This window comes from Mucilaginibacter litoreus, from assembly GCF_042676805.1.
Taxonomy (GTDB): Bacteria; Bacteroidota; Bacteroidia; order Sphingobacteriales; family Sphingobacteriaceae; genus Mucilaginibacter; species Mucilaginibacter litoreus.
Window position 1 is genome coordinate 217,313 of record NZ_JBHTHZ010000013.1, and the last position, 21,873, is coordinate 239,185.

Here is a 21,873-nt window from a genome sequence, read left to right on the forward strand (position 1 = left end):
ACAATAATTTGAGCCCGAAAAGAAAAATATCACTATCAGAAGAGGATCTTGTCCTTGCCTTACGTAATCGCGAAAAAATTGCGATTGAGGCACTTTATGATATGTATTCTGCATCACTCTATGGAGTTATTTACAGGATTGTGGTAGAAGAGACGCTTGCCGAGGATGTATTGCAGGAAACTTTTGTAAAAATATGGAATTCTTTCAACGGGTATAGCAGCGAGAAAGGGCGTTTATTTACGTGGATGGTGAACATTGCGCGTAACATGGCTATTGATAAGGTACGGTCTAAAGATTTTAAGAACCAGAGCAAAAACCATGAGCTTGAAAATAACGTAACTTTCATTGACGAAAAAAGGAATACGGTTTACAATCCGGAGTTATTAGGCATAAGGGACCTGGTTTCGACCTTGAAGCCTGAGCAAAAATCTATTCTTGACCTGGTATATTTTAAGGGTTATACCCATTTGGAGGCTGCCGAAGAATTGGCAATCCCGTTAGGTACCATTAAAACAAGATTAAGAATGGCCATACAACAACTCAGAAAGCATTTTAATGAATAGTGGAAGACGTTAAGGCATATATTGAATCCGGGGTGCTGGAACTTTACGTTCTGGGCGATTTAAGCGCAGAAGAAAGGTTACAGGTGGAAGAGATGGCTTCAAAATATCCTGCTGTGCGTGGAGAGATTGCTGACATGGAACAATCAATGCAGCAATTTGCCGAAGAACATGCAATAGAACCGTCAGAATCTCTTAGAAATAAGATATTAAACACCGTAGTTGTCAATTTAGGTGATGACCGGATCTTTACTAAACAACGCAAACATAGCGACGAAGAAGAGTACGAAGACGATAAGATAATCACCCTGCCACAGCGTACTAAATTTTACAAATACGCTTTTGTTGCCTGCCTTGCCTTATTGCTTATAAGCATTTACGGGCTGGTTAATTTGTATAGCAAGCTACAGGATTCAAACAGCAGGTTAATTGCCCTGCAAGCTGATAAAATTCGCATTGCGCATCAGGTTAACCTGATGGATGAGCAACTTGATATGTACCGAGATACTTCCTTTAAAGTATTACGTTTAAAAGGAACGGCAAAAACGCCTTCTGCAGCCATGATACTTGCCTGGAACTCGGTGAATAAAAAAGTGATGGTAGACATGAAAAGCATGCAACTGCCCCGGCACGATAAACTGCATCAATATCAGTTGTGGGCGCTTGTAGGTGGCAAACCTGTTGATATGGGAGTAATTGATACCCCAACGGCAGATACTGCAGGCGTAAAGGAAATGAAGACCATAGCCTCTGCGCAGGGTTTTGCTGTAACACTTGAGCCAGCGGGAGGCAGTATCAATCCAACATTAGATCAAATGGTTGTTATTGGTCAGTTCTGATAAACTTCCTGATAATATTACATATTTATAAGAAGCCATTTCATATTAGAGAAGCGGTTTATATGTTAAATATTTGTTAAAAGAGCCACTTATTATCAAACAATTAAATATTTCGCGTTGTTAACTGTAACGAATGACCATTTTGAGCGTCATATATACAGTTAGTTAGAAGTATTTTGTTCTTTATAAGATCAGTTAATAGTTTAAAAAGCGAATGTTGATACTTGCATTCGCTTTTTTTATGCTTTTAATTTTGCCATTGTGACTGGTATTTGGCTGATTAAACGAGAAGGAAGCACCACATGCAGACGGCTTGGTAAGGCCAACTCATCGCCTGCTTTGCCATGTATATAAACACCTAACAGGCAAGCATCAAGCGGTGAATACTTTTGTGCAAGTAATGATGTAATTACACCTGTCAACACATCACCCATGCCACCGCTTGCCATTGCAGCATTGCTTGTCGAATTAAAGTATAGCTTCTCATCGGGCGTTGCAACAATGGTATAATCATTTTTCAGAATGATATATATACCCAGCTCTTTCGCCTTTAATTTTGCTGTTTGCAGCCTTTGCCACCAACTGGTATGTTCGCCAAAAAGGCGGTCAAACTCTTTCATGTGTGGTGTCAGAATGCTTCCTTTAGTTATTTTTGATACTAATTGATGATTGTCAGATATTACATTTAATGCATCGGCATCTATTATAACTGGTTTATCAAAGTTTTCAAAAATAGCCGTTAGCAGTTTTAAAATACTATTTCCTTTTCCTAAACCCGGGCCAATGCCCATTGTGCTGAATTTATCCCATTCAATGTCAGGAAGTTCGTCTGCATTACGTAACAAAGCCATTATTTCGGGCATGGATGTGTTAAGGGCAATCAGCCCGCTTTGCGGTATGCATGCGGTTGTAAGTCCGGCGCCGGTATGTGCGCAAGCAGAGGCACATAACAAAGCAGCTCCCATGGTTTTTTCTTTTCCGGCTACAATAAGCGCATGGCCGTAGGTGCCTTTATTGCTAAAGCGTTTACGCGGCTTTATAATACGCCGTATATCCTTTTCTTCCACATAAAAATATGGAGTATCAATTGAGTTAAGAAATGTTTCATCAAGCCCGATCTTTACTACCTCACAACATCCGATGTATTGCCCAGATTCAGGCAGTAGAAAGTTAACCTTTGGTTGTTGAAAGGTTATTGCCAGATCGGCCTTTAAGACGGTTGCATCTTTAGTTATCTCACCATCTGTAAAAAATCCGGTAGGTATATCAACAGCAACAACAGTTTTATCAATGCTGTTCAGGTAGTCGACAAGATATTTATAGTCGCCTTCCAAAGGTTTGTTTAAGCCACTGCCGAGCATAGCATCAATAATTATATCAGCACTTTCCTTCAATGGTTCTTGCCCGGGCTGAATTTCGGCTATCGGTACATTGGTTTTTACTACGCGTTTCAGGTTAGTGTTAAAATCGTTACTTGCCTTTTCTGAAAATCGGGTGATTTTAATCTGCAATTTTTTATAGCCATGCTCATGCAGTAAACGGGCGATAGCCAGGCCATCGCCACCATTATTACCGGTGCCACAGTAAACAGCAATACTTTGCTGTTTATCCTGAAAGTGATTAATAAACCAGCCCACAAAAGCCTTTGATGCCCGTTCCATCAGATCGATAGAACTGATGGGTTCATGGGTTATGGTGTACGCGTCCGCTTCGTGTATTTGTTTAGATGTAAGTAAAGGCAGCATATAATCCTAAAGATAGGATTTGTGGGTTTTGTTTGAGCTTGCCTGATAAAACAAATACCATTTCGAAACGAAATTTAGTAAAGAGAATCTTCTACCAGTTTAAACAGGCTTTGTACAAGATTTCTTCATTGCACCTCGTCGAAATTACAGCGCATTGTACAACTTGCTGTACTTACTTAATTCCCATCTCTTTTTTCAAGAACCTACCCGTAAAGCTTTCCTTTACTTTGCATAAACCTTCGGGCGTGCCACTGTACAATATTTTACCACCGCCGGAGCCGCCTTCGGGGCCAAGATCAATCACATGGTCAACTACTTTAATTACGTCAAGGTTGTGCTCAATAACCAGCACCGTATTGCCTTTTTCAACAAGTTGGTTTAATACGCCTAAAAGCACATTGATGTCTTCAAAGTGCAGGCCCGTTGTAGGCTCATCCAAAATATAAAAAGTATTACCGGTATCTTTTTTAGAAAGTTCTGTGGCCAGTTTAACACGTTGTGCCTCACCGCCGGATAAAGTGGTAGATGCCTGGCCTAAGGTAATGTAACCCAAACCCACATCATTAAGTGTTTTAACCTTACGGTAAATAGACGGTATATGCTCAAAAAACGGCGTAGCATCTTCAATACTCATATCCAGCACATCGCTGATGGATTTGCCACGATAACGCACTTCCAGCGTTTCGCGGTTATAACGACGGCCCTGACACTCTTCGCATGGTACCTGCACATCTGGCAAAAAATTCATTTCTATCACCTTCATGCCGGCTCCCTGGCAAGTTTCGCAACGGCCGCCCTTTACGTTGAAAGAGAACCGACCGGGCTTATAACCACGTATGCGTGACTCGGGAAGGGCAACAAACAAATTGCGGATGTCTGAGAATACACCTGTATAAGTAGCCGGGTTTGATCGGGGTGTACGGCCTATAGGTGTCTGGTCTATCTCAATAACTTTATCAATATGTTCCAATCCCTCAATTTTATCATAAGGAAGCGGGTGCTTCTTTGCCCGGAAAAAATGATGATTGAGAATTGGATAAAGTGTCTCGGTTATCAAACTTGACTTACCACTGCCCGAAACCCCTGTTATACCTATAAGCTTACCCAACGGAAAATCAACTGATACCTTTTTAAGGTTGTGGCCGGTGGCCTTTTTAAGACTTAACGTTTTGCCGTTGCCCTCGCGCCTTTTTTTGGGAATGGCAATTTCTTTTTTACCGTTGATATATGATGTGGTAAGGGTGGTAGCATTCATCAATTGAGCTGGTGTACCTTCAGCTACTACGGTGCCGCCGTGTACCCCGGCTGCAGGCCCCATGTCAATTACATGGTCGGCCTCCAGGATCATATCCTTGTCGTGCTCAACAACCAAAACGGTATTACCCAGGTCGCGCAGGTTTTTAAGAGCGTTGATCAGTCGCTCATTATCACGCTGGTGCAGGCCGATGCTTGGTTCATCCAGAATGTACATCACATTCATCAGTTGTGAGCCTATTTGTGTAGCCAGCCTGATACGCTGCGCTTCGCCACCCGATAAAGTTTTAGCTGTGCGGTCTAAGGTAAGGTAGCTTAAACCCACATCCAGCAAAAAGCCAATGCGGGCACGTATTTCTTTTAATATCTCTTTGGCAATAACATTTTGTCGCTCGTTAAGCCGGTCTTCCAGATTAGTGAACCACTTATCAAGCGTGGTAATATCCATGCAGGCCAGCTCAAAGATGTTCTTTTCATCAACCTTAAAGTGCAAAGATTCTTTTTTTAGGCGTGCGCCATTACAAACAGGGCAGGTACGTAAAACACGGTAGTTCTCCATGTCGTCCATGCCCTCGTCGCCCCTGCGTTCCTGCTGCTCTTCCAGCATACGGATGATGCCTTCAAAAGTTATCTGGTAGCTTTGTACGTTCCACTTGTTGTATTCTACAGCGACGGTTATCATATCCGGCGCACCGTTCAAAATGATATTCAGTTGGTCGCGGGTAAGCTTTTCTATAGGTGCCGATAACGAAAACTCATATTTTTTAGCAAGGGCCTTAAGCACCTGGAATAGCCAGGTTTCCCTGTATTCGCCAATAGGGGCAAGGCCGCCATTAATTATACTGAGTTTTGGATTTGGGATCACTGAAGCTTCATCTATCTCAAAAATATAGCCCAGGCCATTGCACTTTTCGCAGGCGCCGTATGGCGAGTTAAATGAAAAGGTGTTGGGCTGCGGTTCGTCATAAGATATACCTGATACCGGGTCCATTAAAAACTTACTGAAGTAAGCTACATTGTTATCCCTGTCGGCAACCCGTATAATGCCTTTAGCCATTTTAAGGGCAGATTGCACAGAATCATACAGGCGTTTACCGTCTGCCTCGCTTACAACAAGGCGGTCAACCACAACATCAATATCGTGTATCTTATAACGGTCAAGCTGCATTTTTGGTTCCACGTCCATTATCTGGCCGTCTACATAAACTTTAAGATAGCCCTGTTTGCGTATCTGCTCAAACAGTTCCCGGTAGTGGCCTTTACGGGCTTTTACCACAGGGGCCATTATATTTATGGGTTGCCCATCAAACTTCTGAGCGATGGTTTTTAAGATCTGGTCTTCGCTCATACGTTCCATCTTTTCGCCGGTGGTGTAGCTGTAAGCATCCCCTGCTCGGGCAAAAAGTAAGCGCATAAAGTCATATATCTCGGTAATGGTACCAACGGTAGAGCGTGGGTTTTTGCTGGTTGTTTTTTGTTCGATGGCAATTACCGGGCTAAGGCCTGATACTTTATCTACATCCGGGCGCTCCATCCCGCCCATGAACTGACGAGAGTAGGCCGAGAATGTTTCCATATAACGGCGCTGGCCTTCGGCATAAATGGTATCAAAAGCAAGGGATGATTTGCCGCTGCCGCTTAAACCGGTAATAACAACCAGTTTGTTGCGCGGAAATGATACATCGATATTTTTTAAATTATGTACCCGGGCGCCATAAACCTCAACCTCACTTTGCTCGCCCAGATCTATTATTTTTTCGCTCATATATTATTCAGGGAAACAGTATAAACGCGGCTTGGTTTGCCAGCGTTCATCTTTACTAAAAATTTTCGCAAATATACATAAAACCTACGGTGATTTAAACAGTTGCGCAGCTTAAGGCAGCAATGGCTGTAGTTATTAATCGACAAATTTTATCCTATTTACCAATAGCTTGTAATTCGTTTTATAAAGGTTAATCTGTTAGAAGGCGAGAGTATTTAAGGTAATAGTTACTATTTAGAAAACTGATTAATTATTAACTTCCTTTTTCATAATAATATAAACTCGATTTAAAATCATTACCATAGTGAGCGTAAATATGAACAACAAGAAGTAAATGGTTAAACTAAAAATGTAATTTATAATATTCCAATTCTTTTGTTCACTTGTATGATAGGAGTAGGCAATTAGTAAAGTTATAAGTATAAATGAAAGTAAAATATTAAATGAAATGTTTATATGTATTTCTTTAACGAATCGTGTTTTTAAGTTGTTGTTTTGAGAGTCTACTTGTAGTTTGTCCATTAGTCCATAGATTATAGCTAAAAAGTTAAACAAAAATCCTCCAAGTATTGAAACGGCAGTAATTAAATCAGTTAAGTGTTTTGAAAGGTCTATTTTATGAACTGTTAAAAAAATAGAAAGAATAACAGGAAGCAAAATAAAAAGGATGAGGTCTCCTCTTGACATATAATGCGAATTTGAATTAACACTTCGTAATGTCTTAAAGTGGTCCCTTATTATTTTTAAGATGTTTATTCTATTTAGCATTTACTGGCTTTAATGTTAAGATTTCTTCTATCAAGCCTTCAGCTACTTCAACTAATGATTCAATAGTTGGCTCATTATTTTGAAATTTTATATCGCTGGTAACATCTATGTCTGGTTGAGTTCTACTCTTTTGTTGAACGTGAAAAGTTTTTATTTTCCCATTAAATTCTAATTCAAACTCAATTTCATCAACTTGATCGCTACCATCATTCAACTCAATAACTGAATTTTGATTTTTACCAATAAAAATATTGTGTACTAAAACTTTCCAATAATCAGAAAGAGATGTTCTTGACTTAAGTGTGGTTGTTAATGTCCCCCGTTGTGTATAGACTTTATTTCGGTTGTCATACAATTCTTCTATGGTGTCTGGAATACTATGTTTAATAAAGTCAATTTTTTTTAACCTTCCCTTCGACATCATTGTGTCGTAAACTCTTTTATTCAAAAGATTTGATGCATTCAATTTGTATTCATTAAATCCTTTTTCACGTAAAAAAAGATTAAGAGATTTTGTTAGTAGGCCCTTTGCACCTAAGTCTCTTTTCTTTTGTATGATAAGATAGCCAGATGTTTTCCCAATTGGTAGTTGAATATAAAAAAAGAGATTCCTATAAGTAATATCTTTATCAGGATCTGAGATATATTTTTTTTCATCACCCTCTCGAACAATAAACTTATCTTCATTTACGCCACTTGATAAAAAGCCATAAAGCGCTCTTTTATTCAAATCTGCCTTAACCGGTTCATCTAATGCCAAGTGTAAAACGCTTCGGTCATTTATGGAGGGTGTAGCTTTTACGTTTTCAAAGACTTCGTCCAGGAATTTTTTTAAAAAATCATAAAAATCTTTCTGACCGTCAAATTGGCTAAGTATGGTGGCCGTTTTTTTATGTTCTATTTTTAAACTATAAGTTGCTAAGAAAACTTTGTTTGCCATTATGTTTAGGTTTATCTAATATACAATATATTATAATTTTAAAATAATTAGCTAAAGAAAAAACAAAAAGGCCATCCCGCGGGATGGCCTTTTCAATGTGCTCCGTAATATAATTACTAATTGTATGCTAACATGAAAGGCAATGGCCTTTGATTGTAGCTGTAGAAGTTTTTATAGCCATATTTTTCGGGATTGTTAATGATCTCCTTCATGGCAATAAGTTTGTAAACGTAGGTGCCTGTTTCGCGGTTAAGGCTCATGCGGAAGTAATTATCCTCATTCTGCCTGTCAATTGCGCGCTCAAGCTTAACCGAGCCGTTGTTGTAAGCGGCCGCAGCCAGTGTCCAGCTATTGAACTCCTGATACAGCTCTTTGATGTACTTGCAGGCTGCTACGGTTGATTTTTTTAGATTCAGGCGCTCGTCAATCTTACGATTAACACGTAGCCCATAAGTGCGGGCTGTGCCGGGCATAAATTGCCATATTCCACGTGCCCCTTTGGGCGATGTGCCTCCGCGCAAGCCGGATTCAACCAGTGGCACATACTTAAAATCATCCGGAATGCCGTAAGCCTTTAAAATTGGCTCGATAATTGGAAATAATTTATCGGCCTTAGCATGCAGTACATTGGATTGAATGATTTTGTACCGGTGTTTTGCTATTGATCTTTGTAGTTTGTAATCTACTTTCTTGTCGTCCAGCGGTAACGCTTCGTCGGCAAAATTATACGCTTCTCCTGTTTCAGCAGGCTTGGGTAACAATAATGCAGGCGGTGTGTAAGCGATGTATTTAACCGGTGATGCAGCCGGCGCTGAACTGAAAATGTTAAGTGTGGAAATGATAACCAGCACTACGATTACGGAGCACGTAATTAAGTGTTTTTTAGTCATTTCTTTTTATCCATTAATTAAACATTTGGTAAGATGTGGCACAAAGGTACTGTATATAAAGCAGATTATCAAACACTTACTTTGGGCTTAGTGTTTTGAGAATTTAAATACACCTGCAAAATCGGCGTTTAAAGTACTGTAAGCGGCGATTTTAGACTGTTCAAAAAAATTGTTTTTTTGGCTTAAAAGTTGTAATTTTGACCCTCACGCTGAGAAAGCGCAAAACAAAAAATTATGGTATTTAAACGACCAGCAGGTAGTCGCGACGACAGGCCAGGCAGATCATCAGGCCGCTCAAACAACAGGGCCGAAAACTCAAAAAGAACATCATCTTCTGCTCCTTTCAGGAACAGCGATAACGATCAAAAACCGTATGGCGACAGGAAGCCATCCCCAACTAATCCAAAACCATTTTCAAGAAAATCAGGGTCTGAAGATGCAAGGCCGGGCAGGCGTTTTAATGCACCGTCTGGTGATAAAAAATCATTTGCCCCAAAAGGTAAGCCTTACACAGGCCGCCCTGAAGGGGATGATCGCCCTAAAGGAAAATACGGTGAACAGGCAACAGGCGGCAAAAAGGGATTTGCACCTAAAGGTAAACCATACAGCGGCAGGCCTGAAAGCGGAGATAGCCCAAAAAGAAATTTTGGTGAGGGGCGTGGCTCCGGCTATTCAAACAGTACAGGCAAAAAGGATTTTAAGAGCACTACATCGGGCTTTAAGAGGCGGGATGACAGGGCAGAAGAGCAACCTGTACGTACCATGCGCGGTCGTAAAAATCCTAAAGAAAAAGCACCTCAAAGTGATCTGATAAGATTAAACCGTTACATAGCTAACGCCGGTATTTGTAGCCGCCGTAAGGCTGATGAGCTGATCGCAGCAGGTGTAATATCTGTAAATGGCGAAGTAGTATCTGAGCTTGGTCATAAGGTTGATCCGTTTAAGGATGTTGTGCGTTATAACGGCGAGCCGCTTAAGCGTGAAAAAATGGTGTATGTGCTTTTAAATAAACCAAAAGATTATATCACTACCACAGATGACCCGCAGGAACGCCGTACCGTAATGCATCTGGTTGAAAAGGCCAGCCGCGAACGTATTTATCCTGTAGGCCGTTTAGACCGCAATACAACCGGGCTGCTGCTAATGACCAACGATGGTGACCTTGCCGATAAGCTTTCGCATCCACGTAATAATATTGTAAAACTGTATAATGTGGAGCTGAATAAAAGCCTTACCCAGGGTGACCTGAATAAGATTGGTTTTGGCCTGGAACTGGAAGACGGTTTTATTAAGCCCGACAGTATATCGTATGTTACTGGTGCCAGCAAAAAGGAAGTAGGTATACAGATACACAGTGGCAAGAACCGCATTGTACGCCGCATATTTGAATCGCTTGGCTATGAGGTAGTAAAACTTGATCGCTCTGTATATGCCAACTTAACCAAAAAGGACCTTCCACGCGGACGTTGGAGATTTTTGGATGAAAAAGAAGTTATTCAACTTAAGCATCTGATATAAATTATAAATTAAAAACATTTAACCAAAAGCGCCTTTCGGCGCTTTTTCTGTTAAACATTATTTAGTACTGATTGTAAATGTATGGCTGTTACTCATTCAAACATATTTGCTAACTTGCGTATATAACTAATGAAATAGCTAATGAAAAAAATTCTGACATTTATTTCTATACTGTCTGCCATGACGAGCGTTGCCCAAAAAAAGTCTGACTATCCTAAAAGCTATGATGTTGTAGTTGGCACATATACCAGCGGTTCCAGTAAAGGAATAAGCGTATACCGGTTTTATACAGAATCTGGAAAGCTTGCTTATTTAAACCAGATAGATGATGTAAGCAATCCATCATATTTAGCAGTATCAAGTGACAATAAATTTGTTTACGCTGTTAATGAAAATGACCAGGGTGAGGTAAGTGCATTTCATTTTGAGCCAAAAACGGGCAAGCTTGATTTCATCAACAAGCAATCTACTTTAGGTGGGGCACCCTGCTATATATCGGTAGATAAGAGACGGAAAAATCTTTTTATCGCTAATTACGCAGGAGGGAATATTGCCGTTATGCCATTAAATGAAGATGGTTCTATAGCACCTGCTGCTATGACAAGGCGTGATGATGGCCATGGCCCTAATAAAGAGCGCCAGGAAAAAGCACATGTGCACACCGCCGTGTTATCACCAGATGAAAAATATGTTTTATATACCGACCTAGGTACAGATAAGATTAATATCACCAAATATAAAGGCGGCAAAGATAATCCTATCGTAGTGGCTAACCCGCCGTTTGTAACTGTAAAACCTGGCGACGGCCCGCGCCACCTTGCATTTTCAAACGATAAAAAGTTCTTATACCTGATAACCGAGATGGGGAGCTCTGTTGTAGTGTTTGATTATGACAACGGTAAGCTAAAGCAACGGCAGGAAATTACCTTGTTGCCTGATGGCTTTACTGGGCAAACTGGCGCGGCAGATATCCATATATCCCCAAATGGTAAATTTTTATACGCAAGTAATCGCGGCGACGCAAATGATATTTCAGTATTTGCTGTAAACCAGGAAAACGGTGAGCTAACTTTTATTGAGCGGAATACTACCGGCGGCAAAGGGCCACGAAATTTTGCTATAGACCCCACCGGGCGGTTCATATTAGTGGCAAATCAAAACAGCAACAGCATTGTTGTATTTAAGATAAACCCTGATACAGGAAGATTTTTACAGGCGGTAAGCCGTGCAGAGATAGGCAACCCGGTTTGCATTAAGTTTGCACCGGCCGAATAAATAAAAAAATCCCCTTGTTATGACGAGGGGATTTTTTTTGAATTAAGTTATCTTATTGCTTGGTAAATGAATACACAATGTAACCTGTACCGCTGCCAATTGCAATTGGCGACATTAAAGTCATGTTGGTATCGCTAATGGTGCCAATGTTCAAACGGTAACCTTCCTGTACATTTTTAGCTTTATCGCCTTCATACAGCTTTTTAAACTGAAATTGAGTACCGGTACTGCCGCCGTTGAAAACCGACCAGAAGATGGTTTGTGACTGTCCGTTGGTTAGTGTATATATACCATTACCGCTATTAGTAAGTTTCCAGGTACTGCCTATAAAAGCGGCAGGTGCAGCCTGGTCAAATACATTTTGTACAGCTCCGGGGACAAGGCCATCATAAGTTACATTATTACATACCCAGGTGCCCACAAATTTTCCACGTGATACATTTACAGCAGATGTGCCACCGGAAGTAGTGTTTTGCGGTGTTGAACAGGCAGAAATGATGAAAGTAAAAGCTAAAACCGCAATTGCTGATTGAAATATCTTTTTCATAGTAGATGTTATTGTTACTAATATTTAGGCTATAAACACAAATCAAGCCAAAAGGTTATTGTATTTACTGTTTATTATTTTCAATAACCTCTTTATAGTAACTTTCATATATCGGCATTATCTTGCTCAGCTCAAATTCCTTGGCGCGCTCAAGAGCGTTTTCTTTAAACTGTTCTAACCTTTGCTCATCCTCAAGAATGTAAACCGCCTTTTCGGCCATGCCGTCTACATCACCTACATCCAGCAAAAAACCTGTAACCCCTTCAATATTCAACTCGGGCAAACCGCCTGCATTACTGCTGATCACCGGTACTTTACAAGCCATTGCCTCTAAAGCGGCCAAGCCAAAACTTTCTGAAACAGAGGGCATCAAAAATAAATCTGAAACAGATAGTATTTCTTCTATTGCATCCTGTTTACCCAAAAAACGCACATGCTCGGTAATACCAAGGCTGCGGCTTAGCTTTTCGCAGCCCGACCTTTCTCCACCATCCCCAACCATAAGCAGTTTGGCCGGTATTTTTTCAATGACTTTAGCAAACATTTTTATTACATCTTCAGTACGTTTTACCTTACGGAAGTTTGAAGTATGTATCAGTATTTTTTCGCCGTTTGGTGCTATTGCCTTTTTGAAGTGATCTTTAGGTTTAAGGCTAAAGCGGGTCATATCAATAAAGTTTGATATAACGCGTATGTCTTTCTCTATTTTAAAATATTTATAGGTATCCTGTTTTAAATGGTCTGAAACAGCAGTAACTCCATCAGATTGATTGATGGAGAATGTTACTACAGGCTTATAAGTACTATCCTGCCCAACAAGTGTGATATCGGTACCATGCAAGGTAGTGATGACAGGGATGTTGATACCGTAAGTAGCCAGTATCTGCTTAGCCATAAAGGCTGCAGAAGCATGCGGAATAGCATAATGCACATGTAGGATATCCAGTTTTTCAAACCTTACTACATCCACCAGGCGGCTTGCAAGGGCAAGTTCGTATGGAGGATAATCAAATAACGGGTATTGCGAAACAGATACTTCGTGGTAAAAAAGGTTTTCAGAGAAAAAATCGAGCCGGGCCGGTTGGTTGTAAGTTACAAAGTGTATTTGGTGGCCTCTGTCGGCAAGGGCCTTACCCAACTCTGTGGCAACAACTCCGCTTCCGCCAAAGGTAGGATAACAAACTATTCCTATTTTCATTTATGTTGATAAAATTTAAGCTGCCGGATATGCTTAAGCAATAGCCTTAAATAATATACGTAAACAGCATGCAAGTTTAACAGCTATTTATTATAAATGTGTTACAGGGATGTAAAATGATTGATGGAAGAAACTGCTTTAAGATATATGATACAAGCTTAAAGAATTATTGACCGAAAAACATCATTCAGAATCTGAAACCTGATAATATCAATCAGGCTACGCCAGCTACCCACTTAATTAAGGAGGCATCGATAATGTTATTGATAGAGTTAAGTGTAGCTTTACTTTTTGATACTTTCTGCAGATCTTCGTGATAGATCATATGGTCTACTCCTAAAACCTTTAGTGTGGCATCAGCTGTTACACTTTCTGTCCGTTTATAACAGCAGATCTTAATTTTTTTATAGAAAGAGTTGGTTTGCAATCGACGTAAAACTTTTTCAAAACCATCGGACATGTGGGCGTGGTCAAATAAAATTACGTCCGGTTTTAATTCATGTATTGAAGGAAAAATCGAAGCAGCGGCAGCAATATGTTTCACATTATTGTACTTAGCCAGTAACTGATCCGGAAAAGTATCCGGCGCTACCAAAAGTACTTTTTTGGAACGGGTACGTATCATGGTCAAAATCAATTAAGGAATTGTAAATATAAATTCTATATTTTACAATATCAACCTTGTACGTATTTATAACCAAATAGTTATATCATATTAACAGTAGTGTGTTAGTGGACCGGCCTGCTATCTGAAGTGTCGCTTGAACCTCTTCCGGTTGGGTCGGCATTGCCTTTGTTTACGTCGGTACTATCGGTTTTTGTTGAATCGACAGCCCTTGAATTTGATGGGTCGCCGGTGCCGGCCTTAGCAACAGTATCCTGTGTGCCGCCAAGCGTTGCGTTGCTGCGTTCATCACTATGGCACGCGGCTAATGATGCTGATAAAATTGTTATGGCTGCTATATATTTAAATACTTTCATAATAGTCCTTATTACTATTAGCATAACAGCGCCAGATTTTAAATGTTTGTAAAAAGAAAACGGCGGCCCTTAAGCCCGCCGTTTTCTTTTACGTATGTAGCTGTTATTTTATCTCAAACACCGCCTGTATCTGGAAACTTAATTTTATTTTTTTGAAATCAATGTCAGACTCAGGAGCAACATCAGCAGCTTTAGCCATATACATTACGTTACGTGGCTGCGGGAAACTGCTGACATCGTTTTCTGTAATGTTTAAAGCGCTGCCCAGTTTATCGCCCAAGCCGTTTACCAGGAAAGTGGCTTTATCACGGGCAGCAATCAGAGCTTTTAGCTTCAAATCATTTTTTACCTGGGTTATTTTTGAATAATCATAGCTATCGATATTAGTAGATTGAATTCCTTTGGGGTCAACTTTACTTAATATCTGGTCAAACTTATTAAGGTCGTGAAAACGGATGCCGTATTGTTTACTGGCTAAAAAGTCGGGGTTTTTCTTTTTTTCGGTAACATAGTTCCATGATGACAAGTCGTTTACAGTAAAGTCCTCTTTAGCAACCCCTGCTTCAGCTACAGCTTTTTCCAATTGCTTTTCGAGCTGACTGATAGTGACTTTAGTTTTACCGTTCATATATTCTTTTAGTGAGATGCTCACGTTGATAATGTCAGGAGTCACTTCCATTTCGGCGGTACCGGTTACTTCAATTTTACGGCGAAGGTCGGCATTTTGTGCAAAGGCACCGATTGTTGTTGCTGCAAGAGCGGCTATTAGAAATAATTTTTTCATGATCTTCAAAATAGTATTTAGTATGTAGATGTAAATACGGGGATAAAGTTTAATCTGCAACACTATAATCATCGCTTTGTTGGTTATTAATACTTATTTAAAGTTTAATAAGTTGATGATAAGCGACTAAACATGAATATTATATTTAAAATATATGCTGTTTGATTATTTGCATAAAGCCCGCCCTAAACTTTTCGCTTACCGGTATTTGTTTATTTCCAATGTATATATGATTATCCTGCACCTTAAGCAGCAATTTGGTATTCACGATATAGGAGTTATGTACCCGCACAAACGGTGTCTGTATTTGTTCTTCAATATCCTTAAGCCTGCGGTAAATTAAAATTTCTTCTGTAGCAGTAACTAACCTTACGTATTCCTTTTCTCCTTCAAAATAAAGCACTTCATCAAGTAATAGCTTTCTTAAAGTTTTGCCCGATTTTACAAAGAAGTATTTAGTGTGGTCTTGAAGAGCCGGAGCCGCATCACCTATTGGAACAGCGCTAAATGCCGCTTCAATTTTCTGTGTAGCTGCCAGGAACCGCTTAAGGGTGATCGGCTTAAGCAGATAATCAATGGTCTGAAAAAGGTAACTTTCAGCAGCATGTTCGGCATAAGCCGTAGTAAATACAATTTTTGTTTGCGTTGGAAGCAGCGGGGCCAGTTCCATGCCGCTTAAGTGTGGCATGTTGATGTCAAGAAAGATAAAATCGACGTTATGTTTCTTTAAAAATTCAAGCGCCTCCAATGCGTTATAGCATTTGGCCAAAAGCTGCCAATTGGTTGTTTGGGCAATCAGTACTTCCAGCAGGTTAACTGCATTTGGCTCGTCGTCAATAATAATGCATTTTAAACTCATATCAGCGGGATGTCTAAAGTTGCGGTAAAGTATTGGCCGTTAATTTCTGTATGTAACTCAAAATTATTTTGGTACAAAAATAAAAGCCGTTTGCGTAAATTTTCAATTCCAAAACCTGTCGACTGTACAATTGACGGTGTATGCGGCAAAGTATTTACTACAGTATATATCAACCGGCTGTTAGTTTGTACCAGCGAAAGCTTTATGCTGTTTTTAATACTGCTTTTATCAATACCATGTTTGAAAACGTTTTCGGCAAAGGTCATTAACAGCATGGGTGGCACATTTATATTGATATCACATTGTTTATCAAACTCAATAGTCACATCATACCGCAGGCGAATCTTTTCAAGCGCAATATAGTTCTCTAAAAAATTGATCTCAGTTGCAAGGCTCACCCTTTGTTTGGGGCTTTCGTCAACAAAGTAGCGCATAATGTCAGACAAGCGTTCTATAAGCGCTGCTGTACGCGGCGACTCAAGATAAGCCTCGTAATAAATGTTATTCAAAGTATTGAATAAAAAATGGGGTTGTACCTGCGATTTTAACAAGTTTAGCTCCGCCTGCATTTTTTGTGCAATGATCTCGTCCGACTGCCGCTTCAGCGTAAAGTAAGCGATAGCTATGCGAAATATAAAGCTCAGCAGAAATATCATAACGCCGCCTATAACAAAACTCAAGACGGCTTTCCAACTTATTGGTTCGGGATTTTTAGCGAACAGGGCATTGTAAATGTTCATGGTTATAAATGCCCTTAATAAACCAATGCCAAGTAAAAACAGAATAACCGCTATAATGTAACCCGCAACCTTTCCTTTTTGATAAAGCCGCGGAAAAAGTACAAGGATGTTTCCATAAATAATTGCCGCATAAAATGCAGTGTTTAAAAACGCATAAACCGACGCCTGAAAAACTCCGTCCATACTTATTAGCGATAGAAAGAGCACCAGGTATACAAAAATCCAGATTATCCACTGCAGCTGTACTAGGCCAGGCTTATATTTAAATAACAACATCCTTAAAAATACGAAGCTTTTATACAGCATCCTGATTTTTTAAATAACTGCCTGTTATTATTCAACCAACTGCGTAAAAGTTTAAACTTGAAGGAACAATGGTTAGTACTTCTTTTAATACGTAAGGATTGAAAATAAGCAGGTAAGGGTTAAAATAAACGTTCCAGGTGTTTAACTGATTTGTGCAGATTTATAATGGGTAGCAAATTCACAGTATTATTTAAAACTTAAACGAGCATGAAACTACCATTAATTACTAATAGTATTATTGCAGGGTTAACTCTATTATTTGCAACTCAGCACAATGTTGCCTCTGCACAGGTTGATACTATACATGTTAAGGATAAACGCCTGAACACAGCTGCGCTTAAGCCGGGGCTGCGACAGTATCTGGTTTACTTTCAATCCGAAAAATCGCCTAAAACATTACGCTTTTGGTTTTGGCTGCGCGATACCCGCATTGTAGACCGTAAAGGCGAAAAAGTTTTTGCTACCACCCAACACTGGTATGGTGCCGATACCCTTAGTTACCGGACCGGCTATTCAGTGAACAGGGTGAAGGATTTTTCGCCTGTTTATCATTCTGAAACCACTAACGGAAAAATTGGAGCTTATAACTGGGACACAGACAAGATTAGCGGTGCAGATACTGTAGCACTTAACCAGAAGAAAGATTTTAAACTGAACTTTGACGAAGCATGCTTTAACTGGAACCTGGATATTGAGACGTTTGAAATGCTACCACTTGCCGCAGGCAAAAGCTTTGCTATCAATTTTTATGATGCCGGTTTCGGCAAACCTTCTTTTGTGGTTTACAAAGTTACCGGAAGCGAACTGATAACTACTTATGACGGCCAAAAAGTTGACTGCTGGAAACTGTTAAACGAAAGTGATAATGCCGGGCGCCATTTTACGCAAACGTTTTGGATAAGTAAGAAAGGCCATGAGTTTTTAAAAGAAGAAGATAGCTTTCCGGGCGGCTACCGGTATAAGATTAAGATGCCTGCTACAGCGCCAGATCTGGTTAAAAGATTTGCCGCTAAGTAATTCAAGATCACTTTTTACCATGTTCTTTTAACTTCCCTTTTATAATAGCATCCTTCACAAACCCGGGTAGGATGCTATTTAGCTTAACCAATAACTTATTGGCAGCTCCTGGAACAATTTCCTTTTTGCCTTTAAACAGCCCTTCAATAGCTATGCTGGCTACGTCTTCCGCCTCAAAAATAGTGGCTTTGGCAATGCCCTTAAGTTGCTGATTCATAATTAAAAGCTCGGGCTTGGTGTTTATACCACCCGGGCTAAGCAAGCTCATTTTTACATTTTTGCCCGCAAGCTCCAACTGCATACATTTGGTAAAATAGGTGATAAAAGCTTTACTTGCCCCGTAGACCTGTTTGCGGGGTACCACAAAAGTGCCGCCTAAACTGCCAACGTTTAATATATATGAAGTAACCTCCTCATCAACCTGGTCCAAAAACATGCGTGTAAGCAAAACAGGGGTAGTTACGTTCAGCTCGATCTGCTTTCGATAGAATGCGGCTGGTTTATCTACAAACCAATCCCAGTTGCCCAGGCCTGCGTTGTTTATGAGAATATTAGCTGATATTTGATATTGAGTAAAATAGTTAAATATCAGCGCGGGGCTATCGTTATGAGTCAGATCAAGTTCAAGCGTATCAACTCGTATTTCAAACGTTCTATGCAGATAGTTTGCCAAATGAGTCAGGCCGGTATTTGGCAGGGATACTAATAGCAGGTTAATGTTACGCTTAGCCAGTTCAACAGCAAAAGCTTTACCCAATCCTTCGCTTGCGCCTGTTACGATAGCGGTTAGTTGCGACATGGCTTAATGTGTTTTTAAATATTCAATAGTACGGCGCATGGCTTCCTCAAAAGGTGTTATGTGGTACCCTAACTGATCTATAGCTTTTTGACTGCTGTATTTCTGATTAAGCTTGAGCCTGTCGGCAAATTCCGGCAAAAAAACCGGCGCTAATCCGGTAAGGTTTGTCTTTAAAGCTTCGAAACGGCTGTAAAACTTTATAACCGGTTGCGGCAAACGCAACATGCTACGCTTTATGCCTGATATTTTTTCCAGCGTTGCAAAAAACTCATTAAAGCTAATATCTTCTCCACCTAAAATATAGCGGTTGCCTGTTATGCCCTTTTCCATGGCAGCTATATGGCCAATTACCACGTCATCCAGGTAACTGTAATTAGATACCTGCCCGCCATCACCAGGGATGATACGCCACTTTCCCTTTAGGTAACCGCTTATCATTTTACTTACGGTGTTGCTATCTGTTATCGGCCCTTCGCCAAAAACCCGCGAGGGGTTAACGGTAACAACGTCCAATCCATCATTTACAAAATCGTTTACTGCCAGCTCGGCCAGATACTTGGTACGTTCATAAGTAATCGGAAAGCCTACAACACGAGGGTCATTTTCAGTCATCGGATGTTTAAGCGTTGGCCCCCAAACACCGCACGTAGAAGTATAAACTATACGTTTTACTCCTGCATTTTGTGCAACCTGCATTACGTTGCTTGTACCGGTAACATTGGTTGCATAAAAGTCATTAGCATTGCGGGTCCACATTTTGGCCATTGCCGCTGTATGATATGCCTGCGTGCAGCCTTGCATCGCTTCTTGTAAACTGCCGGTATCCAATATATCTCCTTTTACCGGCTTAATGTTAGCGTGTTTGATAAGATAGGGATGATTAAGGTTGCGGCAAAGTGCCTTAACCTGATGCCCCCTTTCGGCAAGTATAAGGCAAAGCTTACGGCCAATAAACCCGGTGGCGCCGGTTACAAAAATTTCCATAGAGATTTGTAAAGATGGTTTAATCCTGCCAAAAAATAAAATTTGAGTTTTAGCATCCTTTAGGTTGTAAGTTGATATGAACATTACTTATTGCAGACTGTTGGTTAACCATGCAGCCAAACAGTGTAACGGTTATATTTCCGCACCAGTTATTTGAAAAACATCCAGCGGTGCAAAAGGGCAGTGCCGTGTATTTAATGGAAGAGGATTTATATTTTAACCAGTATAAGTTTAATAAAAAGAAGCTGGTACTGCACCGTGCATCCATGAAGTATTACGCTGACTTTTTAGCTGAAAAAGGTGTTAAGATTGAATATATAGAAGCAAGCAACAAACTTTGCGATATTCGTCAACTTGTGACGAACCTGGCTGAACAAGGCATAGAGAATATCCATTATGCACATGTTGCTGATGACTGGCTGGAAAAACGACTACGGAATAGTTGCAATAAGGTTAACATCCCCCTGACCAGGCACCGTTCACCAAACTACTTAAACGATGCAGATGATATAGCGGATTACTTTAACAGCAAAAGCAGCTATTTTCAGACAGATTTTTACATTGCGCAACGAAAGCAAAGAAACATCCTGTTGGAGGCCAATGATAAGCCAATTGGTGGCAAATGGACTTATGACAGTGACAATCGCCGTAAATTTCCGAAAAATGGAACTGTACCGGTCTTGGATGTCCCTCCTTTAAATAAATATGTTACCGAGGCAATCGAATGGGTAAATAAATACTACCCTGAAAACTATGGCGATACCGAATCGTCTTTTGGCAACCTGGGCGGCTTTTATCCGGTAACTCATGCAGAGGCGCATAAATGGCTTGATAATTTCCTTGAACAGCGACTGTATAACTTTGGCGTTTATGAAGATGCTATGGTGAACAGCGAAAGCTTTTTATATCATTCTGTTTTATCGCCGATGATAAACATTGGCCTGCTTAATCCGCAGGAAGTGATTGATAAAGCACTTGATTTTGCTGCCGACCGGAATGTTCCTTTGAATTCGCTTGAAGGTTTTATACGACAAGTTATGGGCTGGCGCGAATACATCCACCTGGTTTACGAGCGCGAAGGTGTAAAGCAGCGTACCACCAACTACTGGGGCTTTAAACGTAAAATACCGCAGACCTTTTGGAAGGGCGAAACAGGTATTGCGCCTGTTGATATGGTTATAAAACGTGTGCTGCACACAGGATATAGTCACCACATTGAAAGACTGATGGTACTGGGCAACTTTATGCTGTTATGCGAGTTTGATCCGGATGATGTGTATCGCTGGTTTATGGAAATGTATATTGATGCGTACGACTGGGTGATGGTGCCCAACACCTACGGCATGACACAATTTGCCGACGGCGGACTGATGATGACCAAGCCTTACATCAGCGGCAGCAATTACTTGATGAAAATGGGCGATTGGCCAAAAGGGGACTGGCAAAAGGTGTGGGATGGTTTGTTTTGGCGATTTATGCATGTGCACCGCGATTTTTTTAATCAAAACCCACGCCTGGCAATGCTTGTGAACTCATTTAATAAGATGGATGCTGAAAAGCGGAACACTCATCTTAACAATGCAGAGAAATTTTTAGCCTCTCTTGATAGTCAGCAACATGATAAGTAAATATATAATATTAGAAGCTTAGACAAAGTTATTACCGAACTGGCAATTCTTTATCATCTGTTAACAAAGATGCTGATATGCCTGCCAAGCCGATAGCAAAGGCTGCATTGCGAGCACGTTTATTATCAGCAAAACCAAGTACCCAAGGAGATGCAGCAGCAAATATACTTACCGATAGGTCAATAAGTAAATGTGCCTTGAATGGTAGAATTTTACATAAGCCCCACTCGGCTTTGGTAATTGCAGTATAAGCTAAGGCCCCGCCACCCAAAGCTTTGCATAAAAGGTTAGCCTTTTCTTCTTTAGTAAATCCAGCTAACTCCGGTATAAATGGCACAAGGGCTGCGTAGGCATAATCTATAGCACCGTGTGCTTGTCTTGAAATTGGCTTTTCCATATAACTGAACCGTTTAAATAATAACCCCAGGCGTGCACGTTGGTTTTAAATAAAAAGCCGCCTTAATTTATATAAGACG

The 21,873-nt window shown here is 40.3% G+C and carries 20 protein-coding genes; 6 read left to right on the forward strand and 14 right to left on the reverse strand.

Annotated features, from left to right (window positions below; translation table 11 throughout):
• Positions 1-8: 8 nt before the first annotated feature.
• On the forward strand, positions 9-563 hold the full coding sequence (locus ACFQZX_RS14375; protein ID WP_377116581.1) for an RNA polymerase sigma factor: 555 nt from the start codon (positions 9-11) through the stop codon (positions 561-563).
• Positions 563-1,399 carry an anti-sigma factor gene (locus ACFQZX_RS14380; protein ID WP_377116583.1) on the forward strand — a complete coding sequence of 279 codons (837 nt, stop codon included), beginning with the start codon at positions 563-565 and terminating at the stop codon, positions 1,397-1,399. Before ACFQZX_RS14375 ends, ACFQZX_RS14380 begins: the two co-directional genes overlap by 1 nt.
• 239 nt (positions 1,400-1,638) lie before the next feature.
• Here ACFQZX_RS14380 and ACFQZX_RS14385 read toward each other — a convergent pair whose 3' ends face one another.
• From ACFQZX_RS14385 to ACFQZX_RS14400, 4 genes are all read right to left on the reverse strand, one after another.
• Positions 1,639-3,144: an NAD(P)H-hydrate dehydratase gene (locus ACFQZX_RS14385; RefSeq protein WP_377116585.1), complete on the reverse strand. Its 1,506-nt coding sequence runs from the start codon at positions 3,142-3,144 to the stop codon at positions 1,639-1,641.
• Positions 3,145-3,316: 172 nt separating this feature from the next.
• Positions 3,317-6,163 (reverse strand): excinuclease ABC subunit UvrA, encoded by a 2,847-nt coding sequence (uvrA, locus tag ACFQZX_RS14390; RefSeq protein WP_377116588.1) that lies wholly within the window; start codon positions 6,161-6,163, stop codon positions 3,317-3,319.
• 757 nt (positions 6,164-6,920) lie between these two features.
• Positions 6,921-7,871 carry a hypothetical protein gene (locus ACFQZX_RS14395; RefSeq protein ID WP_377116590.1) on the reverse strand — a complete coding sequence of 317 codons (951 nt, stop codon included), beginning with the start codon at positions 7,869-7,871 and terminating at the stop codon, positions 6,921-6,923.
• 116 nt (positions 7,872-7,987) lie between these two features.
• Positions 7,988-8,761, reverse strand: a complete 774-nt coding sequence (locus ACFQZX_RS14400) for a lytic transglycosylase domain-containing protein (protein ID WP_377116592.1) — start codon at positions 8,759-8,761, stop codon at positions 7,988-7,990.
• Between the two features lie 234 nt (positions 8,762-8,995).
• On the opposite strand from ACFQZX_RS14400, the gene ACFQZX_RS14405 reads away from it, so the two are divergent.
• Positions 8,996-10,279: a pseudouridine synthase gene (locus ACFQZX_RS14405; RefSeq protein WP_377116594.1), complete on the forward strand. Its 1,284-nt coding sequence runs from the start codon at positions 8,996-8,998 to the stop codon at positions 10,277-10,279.
• Positions 10,280-10,420: 141 nt separating this feature from the next.
• The gene (locus ACFQZX_RS14410) at positions 10,421-11,554 is read left to right on the forward strand and encodes a lactonase family protein (RefSeq protein WP_377116596.1); all 1,134 of its coding nucleotides are present in this window, start codon (positions 10,421-10,423) and stop codon (positions 11,552-11,554) included.
• A 52-nt stretch (positions 11,555-11,606) separates the two neighbouring features.
• On the opposite strand, the gene ACFQZX_RS14415 is transcribed toward ACFQZX_RS14410, so the two are convergent.
• The 7 genes from ACFQZX_RS14415 to ACFQZX_RS14445 all read right to left on the reverse strand — a co-directional run bounded on the left by ACFQZX_RS14415 (position 11,607) and on the right by ACFQZX_RS14445 (position 16,846).
• Positions 11,607-12,101, reverse strand: coding sequence for a hypothetical protein (locus ACFQZX_RS14415; protein ID WP_377116598.1), 495 nt, complete (start codon positions 12,099-12,101; stop codon positions 11,607-11,609).
• A gap of 64 nt (positions 12,102-12,165) precedes the next feature.
• Positions 12,166-13,299 (reverse strand): N-acetyl-alpha-D-glucosaminyl L-malate synthase BshA, encoded by a 1,134-nt coding sequence (bshA, locus tag ACFQZX_RS14420; RefSeq protein ID WP_377116600.1) that lies wholly within the window; start codon positions 13,297-13,299, stop codon positions 12,166-12,168.
• Positions 13,300-13,513: 214 nt separating this feature from the next.
• Positions 13,514-13,924, reverse strand: a complete 411-nt coding sequence (locus tag ACFQZX_RS14425) for a hypothetical protein (protein WP_377116602.1) — start codon at positions 13,922-13,924, stop codon at positions 13,514-13,516.
• A 104-nt stretch (positions 13,925-14,028) separates the two neighbouring features.
• On the reverse strand, positions 14,029-14,280 hold the full coding sequence (locus tag ACFQZX_RS14430; protein ID WP_377116604.1) for a hypothetical protein: 252 nt from the start codon (positions 14,278-14,280) through the stop codon (positions 14,029-14,031).
• Between the two features lie 103 nt (positions 14,281-14,383).
• A complete protein-coding gene (locus ACFQZX_RS14435; RefSeq protein ID WP_377116606.1) occupies positions 14,384-15,064 on the reverse strand; it encodes an SIMPL domain-containing protein in 681 nt (226 codons plus the stop codon).
• Positions 15,065-15,209: 145 nt separating this feature from the next.
• Positions 15,210-15,923, reverse strand: a complete 714-nt coding sequence (locus ACFQZX_RS14440) for a LytR/AlgR family response regulator transcription factor (protein ID WP_377116608.1) — start codon at positions 15,921-15,923, stop codon at positions 15,210-15,212.
• Positions 15,920-16,846: a sensor histidine kinase gene (locus ACFQZX_RS14445; protein WP_377116610.1), complete on the reverse strand. Its 927-nt coding sequence runs from the start codon at positions 16,844-16,846 to the stop codon at positions 15,920-15,922. Before ACFQZX_RS14445 ends, ACFQZX_RS14440 begins: the two co-directional genes overlap by 4 nt.
• Before the next feature lie 330 nt (positions 16,847-17,176).
• On the opposite strand from ACFQZX_RS14445, the gene ACFQZX_RS14450 reads away from it, so the two are divergent.
• Positions 17,177-17,986: a DUF3108 domain-containing protein gene (locus tag ACFQZX_RS14450; protein ID WP_377116612.1), complete on the forward strand. Its 810-nt coding sequence runs from the start codon at positions 17,177-17,179 to the stop codon at positions 17,984-17,986.
• Positions 17,987-17,993: 7 nt separating this feature from the next.
• Here ACFQZX_RS14450 and ACFQZX_RS14455 read toward each other — a convergent pair whose 3' ends face one another.
• Positions 17,994-18,785: an SDR family NAD(P)-dependent oxidoreductase gene (locus ACFQZX_RS14455; protein ID WP_377116614.1), complete on the reverse strand. Its 792-nt coding sequence runs from the start codon at positions 18,783-18,785 to the stop codon at positions 17,994-17,996.
• A gap of 3 nt (positions 18,786-18,788) precedes the next feature.
• The gene (locus tag ACFQZX_RS14460; protein ID WP_377116616.1) at positions 18,789-19,769 is read right to left on the reverse strand and encodes an NAD-dependent epimerase/dehydratase family protein; all 981 of its coding nucleotides are present in this window, start codon (positions 19,767-19,769) and stop codon (positions 18,789-18,791) included.
• Between the two features lie 110 nt (positions 19,770-19,879).
• Between ACFQZX_RS14460 and ACFQZX_RS14465 the strand changes: the two genes are divergently transcribed.
• Positions 19,880-21,397 carry a cryptochrome/photolyase family protein gene (locus ACFQZX_RS14465; protein WP_377116618.1) on the forward strand — a complete coding sequence of 506 codons (1,518 nt, stop codon included), beginning with the start codon at positions 19,880-19,882 and terminating at the stop codon, positions 21,395-21,397.
• A 31-nt stretch (positions 21,398-21,428) separates the two neighbouring features.
• Here ACFQZX_RS14465 and ACFQZX_RS14470 read toward each other — a convergent pair whose 3' ends face one another.
• A complete protein-coding gene (locus ACFQZX_RS14470) occupies positions 21,429-21,794 on the reverse strand; it encodes a hypothetical protein (protein WP_377116620.1) in 366 nt (121 codons plus the stop codon).
• Between the last annotated feature and the right edge of the window lie 79 nt (positions 21,795-21,873).